The organism is Exiguobacterium oxidotolerans JCM 12280 (assembly GCF_000702625.1).
GTDB lineage: Bacteria > Bacillota > Bacilli > Exiguobacteriales > Exiguobacteriaceae > Exiguobacterium_A > Exiguobacterium_A oxidotolerans.
Genome location: NZ_JNIS01000001.1, coordinates 2319401 through 2332450, shown reverse-complemented (window position 1 = coordinate 2332450; position 13050 = coordinate 2319401). Strand labels below are relative to the sequence as shown.

12 protein-coding genes are annotated in these 13050 nt (G+C 43.4%); 3 read left to right on the top strand and 9 right to left on the bottom strand.

The features are described from left to right. Positions 1-17 precede the first annotated feature (17 nt). Positions 18-2180 carry an ATP-dependent helicase gene (locus P403_RS0111850; RefSeq protein WP_029332830.1) on the top strand — a complete coding sequence of 721 codons (2163 nt, stop codon included), beginning with the start codon at positions 18-20 and terminating at the stop codon, positions 2178-2180. Between the two features lie 75 nt (positions 2181-2255). On the opposite strand, the gene mscL is transcribed toward P403_RS0111850, so the two are convergent. The 7 genes from mscL to P403_RS0111815 form a co-directional block, all read right to left on the bottom strand. Then, positions 2256-2642 (bottom strand): large-conductance mechanosensitive channel protein MscL, encoded by a 387-nt coding sequence (gene mscL / locus P403_RS0111845; RefSeq protein WP_029332829.1) that lies wholly within the window; start codon positions 2640-2642, stop codon positions 2256-2258. Between the two features lie 12 nt (positions 2643-2654). Next, the gene (locus P403_RS0111840; protein WP_029332828.1) at positions 2655-3539 is read right to left on the bottom strand and encodes a Cof-type HAD-IIB family hydrolase; all 885 of its coding nucleotides are present in this window, start codon (positions 3537-3539) and stop codon (positions 2655-2657) included. Between the two features lie 116 nt (positions 3540-3655). After that, positions 3656-5119 carry a cardiolipin synthase gene (cls, locus tag P403_RS0111835; RefSeq protein WP_152638918.1) on the bottom strand — a complete coding sequence of 488 codons (1464 nt, stop codon included), beginning with the start codon at positions 5117-5119 and terminating at the stop codon, positions 3656-3658. 111 nt (positions 5120-5230) lie between these two features. Then, positions 5231-6637, bottom strand: a complete 1407-nt coding sequence (gene hemG / locus P403_RS0111830; RefSeq protein ID WP_029332826.1) for a protoporphyrinogen oxidase — start codon at positions 6635-6637, stop codon at positions 5231-5233. Continuing rightward, positions 6627-7559 (bottom strand): ferrochelatase, encoded by a 933-nt coding sequence (hemH, locus tag P403_RS0111825; protein WP_029332825.1) that lies wholly within the window; start codon positions 7557-7559, stop codon positions 6627-6629. The genes hemG and hemH overlap by 11 nt, the downstream gene beginning before the upstream one ends. Then, positions 7556-8602, bottom strand: coding sequence for a uroporphyrinogen decarboxylase (hemE, locus tag P403_RS0111820; RefSeq protein WP_029332824.1), 1047 nt, complete (start codon positions 8600-8602; stop codon positions 7556-7558). Before hemE ends, hemH begins: the two co-directional genes overlap by 4 nt. Positions 8603-8745: 143 nt before the next feature. Continuing rightward, complete coding sequence (locus P403_RS0111815) at positions 8746-9048, bottom strand: MerR family transcriptional regulator (RefSeq protein ID WP_029332823.1); 303 nt, start codon at positions 9046-9048, stop codon at positions 8746-8748. Positions 9049-9165: 117 nt separating this feature from the next. Here P403_RS0111815 and P403_RS0111810 point away from each other — a divergent pair, with 117 nt between their 5' ends. After that, positions 9166-10461: an ammonium transporter gene (locus tag P403_RS0111810; RefSeq protein ID WP_029332822.1), complete on the top strand. Its 1296-nt coding sequence runs from the start codon at positions 9166-9168 to the stop codon at positions 10459-10461. Between the two features lie 92 nt (positions 10462-10553). On the opposite strand, the gene P403_RS0111805 is transcribed toward P403_RS0111810, so the two are convergent. Beyond that, positions 10554-11690: an ABC transporter permease gene (locus P403_RS0111805; protein WP_029332821.1), complete on the bottom strand. Its 1137-nt coding sequence runs from the start codon at positions 11688-11690 to the stop codon at positions 10554-10556. Continuing rightward, the gene (locus tag P403_RS0111800) at positions 11687-12421 is read right to left on the bottom strand and encodes an ABC transporter ATP-binding protein (protein ID WP_029332820.1); all 735 of its coding nucleotides are present in this window, start codon (positions 12419-12421) and stop codon (positions 11687-11689) included. Before P403_RS0111800 ends, P403_RS0111805 begins: the two co-directional genes overlap by 4 nt. Positions 12422-12759: 338 nt before the next feature. Here P403_RS0111800 and P403_RS0111795 point away from each other — a divergent pair, with 338 nt between their 5' ends. Beyond that, positions 12760-13008, top strand: coding sequence for a GlsB/YeaQ/YmgE family stress response membrane protein (locus P403_RS0111795; protein WP_029332819.1), 249 nt, complete (start codon positions 12760-12762; stop codon positions 13006-13008). Positions 13009-13050 lie beyond the last annotated feature (42 nt).

Sequence of the window (13050 nt, the reverse complement as noted above, 5' to 3'; positions counted from 1 at the left end):
TAGAGGTGAAGATTGACATGTCCGATGATTTCTTTAAAAAAATGGAGCTTGAGACTGGTACGAAGTTGAACCCAGTCCAACGTGCTGCAATTGAGCATGATGAAGGTCCGCTTCTGTTGCTTGCTTCCCCCGGGTCTGGTAAGACAACTACCTTAAACTTTAAAATTGCTTATTTAATCTTAGAAAAGAAAGTAAATCCACGAGCGATTTTAGGTTTGACGTTTAGTAAAGCAGCAGCTCATGAAATGGCGGAACGGTTTCACGGTTGGTTTCATCATCTTATTGGGACGACCGCTTCCTTTTCCACCATCCATAGTTTCGCTTTTCAGGTCGTACGCGATTATGCGTCATTGAATCAGTTACAATATACGATCATCGAAGGTGCTTTGGAAAAGACAGCGAATCAACCGATGCATAAACGAATGGTATTACGTCGTATTTTCCAGGAAATAAACCGTAGCGTCATCACAGAAGATCAAATGGACGAGTTGTTACGGATGATTTCTTTTGTCAAAAACCGCCTCCTCGTCGAAAAAGATATTCGTACATTAAAAACAACGATTAAAAACTTCACAGAAATCTATCTTGCATATGAACAATTTAAACTGCGCGATCCCTCACATCCTTTGATGGATTTTGATGACATGTTGACGTATGCCAATACAATTCTTGCTGACGATGCTTCTTTGTTAGCTAACTATCAACGACGTTTCGAATATATATTGACGGATGAAAGTCAGGATACCTCTCTCGTCCAGCATCAACTCGTTGAAAAATTGGCTCTTCCGCATAACAACCTCTGTGTCGTCGCTGATGATGACCAAACTTTATATAGCTGGCGTGGTGCCGATGTTTCGAAGATTATCCACTTCAAGGACACGTACCCGGATGCAACGGTTTTGTATATGGAACAAAATTATCGTTCGTCAAAAGAAATCGTCGAAACGGCGAATCAATTCATTCAACGGAATAAAGTACGACATCCGAAAAAAATGTTCACAGAAAATCCATCCGTCCGTCCGATTACGATTGAACAGCTTGCTTCTTATGAAGATCAAACGCGATATGTCATCAATCAGTTGCGGCAGGAAACGAACTTTGAGGAAGTCGCGATTCTTTACCGGAACAATGCATCGTCAATCAATGTCATGAATGCACTCGATTTAGCAAATGTTCCATTTTACATTAAAGATGTCGATCATAAGTTCTTCAGTCACTGGGTCCTAAAAGATATTTTACATTTTATCGAATTCGCCCAGGATCCTTCCGACATCGATGTATTGGCACAAATTCATACGAAGTTTGCCGGCTATATTTCTAAAGTCCAGTTGCAACGCCTCTATGAATTACGTAATGGTGAACATGCGTTTGACTTGTTACTTCAACATGTCGAGATGAAGTTTTACCAAAAGAAACAATTAAAAACGATGAAAACGGTTTTCGCTTCGATTCAAACTGCCCGTCCGGCTGCTGCTCTTGCTTTGATTCGTAATGAACTCGGATACGAAAAAAACTTACGTAAGATGAGTGATAGTCTTGGATTCAGTATCGACTATTTACTTGAGATGTTGAACACGATTGAAAATGTCGCCAGTGACTTACCGACCGCTCTCGCATTCAAGGAGCGTATTGTTCACTTAGAGCAACTGATGCGTGATGCCAAGTCCAATAAACATCAAAACGCAGTCACGCTTTCCACGTTCCATAGTGCAAAAGGACTCGAATTTAATCGTGTCTTCATGATTGATTTAATCAATGGCGTTTTACCATCATCAGATAATATCAAATCCTATAAAGATGGTCAGCTCGAAGAAATGGAAGAGGCTGCTCGATTGTTCTATGTCGGCATGACACGAGCACGTCATGAACTCCATTTGATTTCGTATCGCTACAAATCAAAAGTCGTCGAAGAATCGATTTTTGTTGGCAACGTGCGACAGATCCTGAATCCAGATGCCGCTAAACGAAAAAATCAGCAAGCACAAGTTCGACCGAGCATGCGTCCTCCAGTAGAACTATTACCAATCGAGGAAAAGATGCGGATTGCCCATAAATCCTTTGGCGAAGGGACTGTTCTTCATTTAACAGGAGACGTTCTCGATGTTCAATTTGATCAAGGTGTCGAAAAACAATTTTCGCTTCAAGTATGTTCAGAGAATCAACTCATTTCCATTTTATAAGAAAAACCCGCTGCATTTTCTACTGCTACGACGAGTAGAAAAGCTGACGGGTTTTTTCTTGATTTAATTTTCTACTTAAATACGATCATCGTTTCGACTGACGAGTGCATCTCGAATTTCTGTAAGCAGTCTTTCTTCCGTCGTCGGTTCTGGGACTTCTTCCGTAACTTCTTCTTTACTCCGAAAACGATTGATAGCTTTGACGAATAAAAACAACGCAAAGGCAATCAAAATGAATTCAATCGTTGCTTGAAGAAACTGCCCATACAATAATTCTGCACTCCCGACGGACACTGATAATCCTTTTACATTTACTCCACCAACCACGATGCCAATCAATGGCATGAAGATACTGTTGACGAGTGCCTTGATGATACTACTAAATGCTGCCCCTAAGATGACACCAATCGCTAAATCAACGACATTCCCGCGAAAGGCAAACTCTTTAAACGCTTTAAACATATGACCCTCCCGTTAAGACCACGTTCCGGCTGCAAGTTGACTGATTGCATGACCGACACCATGTTCATCGTTTGTTTTTGTAACGTGAGCGGCAATCGCTTTTGCATCTTCATGTCCATTCCCCATCGCAATCGCCACACCTGCGACTTTGAACATCGGAACGTCGTTTAAGTTGTCACCGATGACTGCGACCTCGTCGATTGATACACCTAAGTGCTTCGCTAACGTTTTGACAGCTGTTCCTTTATCGGCGCCGACTGCCATGACTTCGATGTTATCGTGACCAGATGATGTCACATAAATGCCGTCGACTTTTTCTTCGACTTCTTTCCAAATCTTATTCATTAAGTCTTGATCAAACGAGAATGAGATGAATTTAAAGACTTGTCCCGCCTGATTCCGGATGAATGAACGGAACCCATCGATCATTTTTACATCTTCATTGACGTAATAGCGTTTATAGAAAAAGTCGAGAACTTCTTTTGCACGGTCACTTTCACGACTCATATCTTTTAGTGAGTCATACGCTGCATCGATTGTTGCACCTTGCGCTGTTACGAGACCTTGATCACAGAACATCTCGAAAAATACTTCATATTGGCTGATGATACTATAAATTTGTTGCGCTTGCTCAGCCGTCAACGTCGTTGCGCTCAGTTGTTCACCATCGCGCGTCATGACACGTGCACCGTTCGACGCAATGATTGGACAAACGATTCCTGCTTGATCCGTTAATTCCTTCGCATTTAAATAGTTCCGCCCTGTTGCAATCGCAAAATCGACGCCTTGTTCCTTTGCCGCCTTAATCGCATCGATCGTTTCCTGTTCGATTTTTTGATTACTCGATAAAACCGTACCATCCATGTCGGAAATCAATAACTTGATTGCTTTTGCCACTTCTTCCACTCTCCTTTATCTTTTTCAATCCCACTATACCATTTCTCTTTTTCTTTGCCTTCTCAAACCTGTTTCGAACGAATCGTGATCAAAGTCATATCTTTACTTTTTCTTCCCTACAAAATCGGAGACAACAATCTAGAAATGCTCTCTTTAAATTTAATCATCCTCGACCGTTCTGCATAGATTTCAGCAGTTAACAACTTTGATACTTCACAATCAGCGAGAAATAATTGCTCCAACTCAAGCGCAGTCGCTCGATCGTATACAATCGAGTTCATTTCAAAGTTCAATCGAAAACTCCTGGCATCAATGTTCGTCGTTCCGACTGAAGCAATTTCTCCATCGACGACAATTGTCTTCGCATGAAGAAACCCTGGTTCGTACGTATAGATTTTCGCTCCATAGGAAATCAGTTCTCCCGCTGCGGCTGTCGTCGCCCAGTAAACGAAGGGGTGATCCGGTTTATTCGGAATCATGATACGAACATCGACACCAGACAATAGTGCCATCTTACACGCATCCATGTAACTAGCATCTGGTATGAAATAAGGCGACTGAATCATTACTGATTTCTTAGCAAGCGAAATCATTTTAATCAATACATTTTTTAAATGTTCTGTCTCAGAATTTGGTCCGGATGTGACAATTTGCATGGGTAACGCCTGATTGATTTCGTGAGATCCATAATAAAAGAGCGTTTTATCCGTGTAGATGTCATTCGCTTGATTCCAATCCAAAATAAATCGATCCAATTGATCGTGAACGACCTCACCTTCTAGTCGAAAATGTGTATCGCGCCAATAGCCGAATTTCTCATCAATTCCAAAATACTCCGTTCCGACATTAAAGCCTCCGATGTAACCAATCTGCCCATCAATGATACAAGACTTACGATGATTCCGGTTGTTCATTCGGAAATTAATCAAGCCCAGCGTCGGTGGGAAAAAGGCAAACACTTCTCCACCATGATGAAGTAAATCTTTAAAATCTTGTCGTTTCAAATCACGAGAGCCTACTGCATCATACAACAAACGGACTTTGATCCCTTGACGTGCCATCTTTGTCAATGCGTCAATCAACGCTAAGCCTAGGGAATCTTTTTGGATGATGTAATACTGAATATTGATTTCATGTTTGGCATTCATGATGTCTGTCATCATTCGATTAAATTTTTGTTCACCATCTGATAGAATCGTCACTTCATTTTTCAGGCTGAGTAATGACCCGTTTGATTTCAGATTCATTTGAATCAATTGATTGTATCGTTCGATTAACGGATATGTCCGTCGAAGGTCACCCAAATGGTTCAATTCTGCAATCTGTAACTCGACACGTCGTGACTGTTCCAACCGCTCCTCTTCTTTAACATGATAAAAATCCTTTTTCTTGAGTAGGCGTCCAAAAAATAAATAAATTAAAAACCCAACGATCGGAATGAAATAGAGGACGAGCATCCAGGCCCATGTCGCACCAATATCACGTCGTTCTAAGAAGATGACCGTCAACACTGCAAGTAAATTCATGATTCCCAGTCCAAACAGTAAGACAACTGTAAATGTGCTAAGTACATCCATCATATCCATCCCTCCTCTCCCTTCTATTCCCCAGCATCCACTCTTTAGTCTCTTTGCCGTTCATAAAAAAACATGCCTGAAATTCAGTAGCAACTGAATTTCAGGCATGTTAGTTTAAGCGTTCGACTGTTCGTGTCCGTGCTGTATAGCGATTTCTTCAACCATCGTTTTCGCACTGGCAACACAATCCGGTAAACCGACGCCATCATAAGCTAATCCTGCTAAATACACACCAGGATATTTACTCATGACTTCGTCACGGACAATTTGAATCCGTCCTGCATGACCAACCGTATAAGCTGGTAAACCATCAACTAACCGGCTGATGATGACTTGTCTCGGTGCAAGCGTTTGACCACAAATTTGTTCTAAGTCTTTTAATACTGTTTCCTTGATGACATCATCCGTCTCGTGAACGAGCGCATCATTACCTGGACGACCGACAAAAGCGCGCAAAACCGTATGATCCGGTGCAGAATGACTCCACTTTTGATCGATCGCCGTACATGCCGTAATCGAATACGGGGCACGTCGATTGACGACAAAACCCGTACCTTCAATGGGTAATGTCGCTTGTTCATCGAAAATCAGCGTAACCGTCGCCGTCGAATGGGTCTTCAACTGCTCAAGTTCCCGTAAATCGGCATCCGGAAGTAAACTGACGACTTGAGGATGAGGAATCGTCAAGAGTACATAATCGGCATACTCAGGACCGTGATCTGTTTTTAAGCGATATCGTTCATTTTCACGCGCAACTTCGAGTAAAGGCGTTTCCAGACGAATTTCAGTCCGTTCAAGCACTTCTTCTAAACGTTCGACTAGCGATTCAAGCCCCGTTGAAAGTGACAGGAACTGTCCTGTCGTTGGTTTCGTTTGCCCTTGAACCTGCGCAGTTGGACGCATCAAACGCATCCCTTCGAATAACGATCCCGCTTTTTGCTCATTCGCAACGAACTGCGGATATGTCGCGAACGTACTCATTTGATCAATGTTCCCGGCATAAATTCCCGACAATAACGGTTCGATCAACTTCTCGACCAGCGCATCCCCGAGGCGAGGACGCAAGTAACTACCGAGCGGAATATCTTCTTCAGGAATCGTCAATTGATCAGAAGGATGAAGCAACAATCGTGCAACCTCCGCTTTTTCCGCTTCCGTCAATAACGTCGTCTCTGAAAATAAATTTAAATCGGTCGGGATTCCCATTACAGACCCTTTCGGAATCGGATGGAGACCACCTGGATCTAAAATGAATGCTTGCGACGTGTTGTTTCGAACCAACTTATCGCCTAATCCAACCGCTTCAATTAAATCGGTCAAGATATGTTTGCGCGCGACGTAAGAATCCGGACCACGCTCAATCATGAAGCCGTCTTCTCGATAGGTCGCGACCTTACCACCAAGTCGCTCACCTGCTTCTAGGACGGTGATATTTAAATCAGGAAATAAACGTTCTGCGAAATAGGCAGCGGCAAGACCAGTAATACCACCGCCGACGATAACGAGACGTTTACTTGACATAGCTACCAACTTGTTTTGCGACGGCTTCCGTGACTGCCTCCATGAAAGCCGGCTCCGCATTTGGCATACCTGGTCGAGCATAGTGGATACCGAGTTCGTCACATACGACTTTACATTCGTAATCATTATCAAACAAAACTTCTAAATGATCGGCGACGAATCCGACTGGTACGTATACGAATGCTTCATACCCTTCTGCTTCATACACATCACGCGTTAAATCTTGAACGTCTGGTCCGAGCCAAGGTTCAGGCGTTTGTCCCGCGGATTGCCATCCCGTGATCATATGTTTGACACCAGCACGTTTTGCAATCAACTCTGCTGTTTCTTTCAATTGATCCGGATACGGGTCACCGTTCGCAATGATTTTCTCAGGAAGACTATGCGCTGATACGACGAGGACTGCTTTTTCTTCCGGTACAGGCAAGGCATCGAATGTTTGACGAATCGCTTGTCCCCACCAGTTGATGAATGCTTCTTCTTGGTACCATGATTCGACAGAAGCAAGCTGAATTCCGTGTTTGTCTGCGACTTCTTTTGCTCGTCCATTGTATGAACGAATGCTGAATGTCGAATAGTGTGGTGCTAAAACCACCGTTACTGCTTCCGTGATGCCGTCTTTTGCCATTTGCTCGACCGCATCTTCGACAAACGGTTCGATATGCTTGAGACCTAGGTAGAGTTTGAACTCAATTTCGCCCGCATATTTTGCCGACAATTGACGATGTAACTCTTCTGCTTGGTCAATCGTGACTTGTGCAAGTGGCGAGACGCCACCGATTGCTTCATAACGCTCCGTCAGTTCAGCGAGTGCTTCAGGTGACGGTTTACGCCCACGGCGGATATGCGTGTAATACCGTTCGATATCTTCCGGTTTATACGGTGTTCCGTATGCCATTACGAGTAATCCAAGTGTTTTCATTTTGCTACCTCCATTTTTTCTTTCGAATAATCATGGATAAATGCAGTCAAGCGTTTTAAGACTTCTGGGTCGACTTCCGGGAAGATTCCATGTCCTAAATTAAAGATGAATCCAGGACGTTTCATTCCCATGTCAAGAATCTCTGTTGCTTTCGCTTCTAAGATTTCCCATGGTGCAAGTAAATAAGAGGGATCAAGGTTTCCTTGCAACGTTTTCGTCAACCCACGTTCGCGTGCTTCGTCGATTGATAGACGCCAATCAAGTCCAACGACGTCGAGCGGTAAATCATGCCACTCTTCTGCTAAGTGACTTGCACCGACACCAAACATAATCATCGGAACGCCCGTTTCTTTTAGTTCCGTGAAAATCCGTTCCATTGTCGGTTTGATGTAGAGAACATAATCTTTCTGACTTGTCGTTCCGACCCATGAATCAAAAATCTGAAACGCTTGAATCCCAGCATCGACTTGAGCTTTGATGTAGTCAATCACCATGTCTCCGAGTTTCTCCATTAATGCATGCCATACATCCGGATGTCCATACATCAATGCTTTCGTTTTATGGTAGCCTTTTGAAGGCCCACCTTCAATCATATAGCTCGCAAGTGTAAACGGTGCGCCTGAAAACCCAATCAATGGTACTTCTAATCGTTCCCGTAATAACTTGATGGTCTCGAAGATATATGGAATATCTTCTTTTTTAAACGGTTGTAGCGCCTGTACATCTTCCATCGTTCGAATCGGATTCGCGATGACCGGACCGATGCCACTTTTAATTTCAACATCAACACCCATAGATGGTAATGGCGTCATGATGTCTTTGTACAGAATCGCTGCGTCAACACCAAGTTGTTTAACCGGCAATTCAGTGACGTATGCGCATAGTTCTGGATCATGTGTGATCTCGAACAGCGTACGTGTCTTTTTGATTTCACGATATTCCGCTTGATAACGACCTGCTTGTCGCATGTACCAGACAGGTACGTGGCCCACTTGTTCGCCACGGACCGCCCGTAAAAACGTATCATTGAAGTTTTTCATCATAACTACCCCTTTATACTCTTACTAACGCCCCAAAATAACGTACGATAAGTTTGTGAACACAGAAACATTATATCTGAAATGAAGAAGTCTGTGCCAATAAATCGGTTACAAAATTACAGTTCCTTATCCAGTTCATTAAATGTTCACCGTTTCTTGTAAAGACCAAACGCAGCATTCAATTGTCCCCGGATTAAATCAGTTCGTTGCTGCTCCGTTACTTTCCGCTCTTTTTCACGGATTTCATGTGTCCGCCAACCATCTTCGATTTTTTCTGCAACTTCAACTAGTCGTTCAATATCTGTAAATGAATATTTTCGTGTTTTCCCGTTTGTACGCTCCGGGAAAATAAGTTTCCGCTCCTCATAGTAACGAATCTGACGTTCCGATAACCCTGTCAATTCACAGACAATCCCGATCGACATCACTTTCTTTTCACGGTAATTCATCTTCGTCACTCCTTTTGATAAAAATACCATGTCAGATTTTCTGACACAAGTCGTTCCTTAAAAACAATTTCCGTTTAAAGTAAACACATACTTTAAATTGATAAAGGAGGAACGACGATGAATCTTGAAGAAATGATCATTTCAGTTGATACGTTTTATGTCTTATTCGCTACGCTACTCGTCTTTACGATGCAAATCGGTTTCCTATTACTCGAGACGGGAATGTTACGCGCCAAAAATGCAGGGCACGTCGCCGTCAAACAACTCATTAGTTTTTCCGTCGCCGCGTTAGCTTTTTGGGCGATTGGATTTGGACTAACGTTCGGAGACGGACCTGGACTAATCGGAACAGAAGGATTCTTCTTACAAGGAGGGTTCTCAAGTCTCGACTGGTCAAACGTTACAATCGATGTTAAGTTCCTCTTTCAACTCTCATTCGTCGCTGTATCACTCGCCATCGCTTGGGGTGGTTTCGCAGAACGTGCTAAACTTTCTGTTTATCTCTTGTTCGGGACGTTCTTCGTCGCCATCATCTATCCAATCATCGCTCGCTCCGTTTGGGCTGGTGGTTTCCTCGGTTCGCTCGGTATGCAAGATTTTGCCGGATCGACTGTCGTCCACTTACAAGGTGGAATCGCCGCTCTCGTCGCCGCGTTAATTTTAAAGAAACGGATTGGCGCTGAAAAAACACCGCTTCTCGGTCACAACGTCATCTATTCTGTCGTTGGCGCTTTCATTCTTTGGTTATGCTGGTTCGGCTTCAACGCTGGGTCGACCTTGACGATTGCCGACGGATTCTTCAGTTATGTCGCCTTGACGACGTTACTTGCGACAGCTGCCGGCGCACTCGGCGCACTCGCCATTTCTTTCTGGCATCGTCGCGTGGCAGACATTCCTTCTATCATCAATGGCGTACTCGCAGCACTCGTCGCGATCACTGCAGCCTGTGCATTTGTTGAACCGTGGGGTGCCGTCGTCATCGGTTTCCTCGCAGGTATCATCACGTACGGAACAAGCATTTTACTCGCGCGCCGTGTCGATGATCCATTATGTGCCTTCTCTGTTCACGGTGTCGCCGGGATTTGGGGCACACTTGCTACCGGGTTCTTCGCCTCACCACGCCTCGTTGAAATCACAGGGATTGGACAAGCTGGATTATTCTACGGGGGTGGATTTGGTCAACTCGGTGTCCAAGCACTCGGTGTTGTCTTCGCCGTCGTCGTCGTCAGTGTCTTAAGTTATGCTTTCCTCAAACTCCTCGATGTAACGATCGGTCTTCGGATCACGCGAGAAGATGAACTCCGCGGACTTGATGTCGCTGAACACGGACAAGCTTCCTATGACCTCCCCGCTCCAATCAGTAAAGAACTAAAAGCAACGTACGATGCTGAAACTTCTGAAAAAGTGAATTAAGCTCTCGCTTTCTTAAACAAGAAACTAACCCCCGATTTCTCGTGCCTACTTAGGAACGAGAAATCGGGGGTTAGTCTGTCATACATTACATTTCATTTTCTGAGATACATTTCACTAACGGCAATGGCGATGATTGCCCCAATCAAGACGATAGGTTGTCCGTTCATTAACATAGCGATTAATGCTAATGCGATAATCTGAAGGATTGACGCGACCCGAATGACTTTTTTACGAGAGCTATTCGCATCTCCAAAAGGCAACAAGCGCGTTAAGAGGTGTGAGTCAATCGCTCGTGTGAACGGTGCCAATTGGAAACTTGTCAAACCACTGAAGGCAGGAATTGCAAACGTGACAAGCCATGGATTATCTTTTCCGAGCCAGATGAAGACTGCTCCAATCAATGTGAGCCGAACAATCAATCCAATTCCGTCTGTGCTACGAATGAGTTGCTTCATGTAAAGGTAGTCGAACGTTTGTTTTTTATCAAATTGAATTTTTTCGACGAGTTGACTTAAGATACGGCGTTGTTTATACGTCTTCGATAAGCGTGGAACATCGACGAACCAGTTCGCAATCCGATAGAAACGATCACGCGACTCTTGCTCGATTGCAATCCATTCCATCAGTGGTAACTGCTGATATTTTTTTAGGTGCAGCGTGACGAGCAGTAAGCTCGTAATCACTATACTGAAAATCGGCATATCAATCATCACTAAAACCCCTGCACCCACTGCATGCAGAACGACAAGTCGGTGCGGAATCGCTTCTAGTTTCGATAGGTTCGCGCTCGCACCAATCATCGCGAGAGCGAAAAATAATACGATCATCTCAAGTGGACTTGTTGATTCTGTTCTTACATAAAGGACAGCGATTGCTAAAAATGGAATGCCAACTCGAACCATCCCTAAAAAAGCATTGTACAATCGGATCCGCTTCATATAAGAACTAAGTTGTGGCAAATTCGGCAATAAAAACACTTGGTCGGCCTCGACTAAGAACGTTCGTGCCGTCCGATAAAAAGCGATGATGATGAATAAACCGCCCATCAGTAGATTTCCAGGAAAGTCGCCATTGATTTGATTCAGGAACCGCCCATAGACGACGAGAGCATACAAGATGACGAAGTAGACCGTAAATAACAACCCACCGTTCGCCATGTACTTCGTGTACTTGGTCATTTCCGACATCGCAGCTTGATAGCGTTCTCGCCATAAGGTAGCACTCGTCATCTTTCTGCCTCCTCGATGGCAGCTACATAAATGTCATCAAGCGAACTATCCGTTAAATCAAAACGTTTCCGCAATTCCTCGGTCGTCCCCTCTGCCGCGATATGTCCATCGTGAAGGAGAATAAATCGATTACAATGCCGCTCCGCCGTCTCTAAAATATGCGTGGACATTAAAATACCTTTTCCATCGGTTTTTAATTCACTAAAAATATGCAACAATTCCCGGATCGCTAGTGGATCGAGACCAACAAACGGTTCGTCGACAATCAATAACTCACTGCCTGTGATTAACGCACAGAGAATCATCGCCTTTTGTTTCATCCCTTTCGAGAAAACACTCGGAAACCATTCCAGCTGTTTCGTCATCCGTAATCGCTTTGTGTAATGTTCGATTCGTTCTTGTGCTGTTTTCTCATCGACAGCATACCCTTGCGCCATTAAGCGAAGGTGCTCTCGAAGAGTCAACTGTTCGTATAACATCGGCTGTTCCGGGATGTATGCGACTTGTTTTCGATACGTTTGTTCATCATCTGACAGACTGACACCGTTAATCAAGATTTCACCCGACTTAATGGGTAACAATCCTAATATGTGCTTAATCGTCGTCGATTTCCCGGCACCATTTAATCCAATCAGTCCAACTAACTCCCCTTGCTCTACTTCTATATCAATATGATGCAACACTGTTTTCGATCCATATCCACCTGAAAGATCTTTAATTTCTAATAACAAAACTAGCCACTCCTCTCATTAACTATCCTAGACAATTCATCCTTGTTTTTCTACTGTTGATGATTTTTTTTAAAAGAAAAGGTTTCAATACATCTTATTACGGCAATTACTCTAAGTGTAATCGTTACATCAATATATGAAAAACGATTTACAAAAATTGAAAGTGTATGTCACATCAAACGTTTTATAGAGAAGTAACTGGTCTAATCGTCTAGCTATCTTATCTACTTGTATTGTTTTACTTCTCACCAAAAATTACGTTTATGAGTCATTCGTTTTCAAAGTGTTTATAACAACCTGAAAACAGGTAAATCTAAGTATGAAAAGGAGTGTTTCAAATGGGATTCTTATGGGCTTTAATCGTTGGTGGACTAATCGGTTGGGTAGCAAGCTTAATCATCGGGAAAGACGTACCTGGTGGCATCATCGGTAACATCATTGCAGGTTTCATCGGTTCAATGATCGGACAAGCCATCTTCGGGGACATGGGCCCTGACCTTGGTGGATTCGCAATCATTCCTGCCATCATCGGTGCAATCATCTTAATCTTCATCGTGTCGTTGATTCTCCGTGCCATTCGCAAGTAATTACTATTATCGAATAACAATTTAAATTAGAGGAGTGTTTTT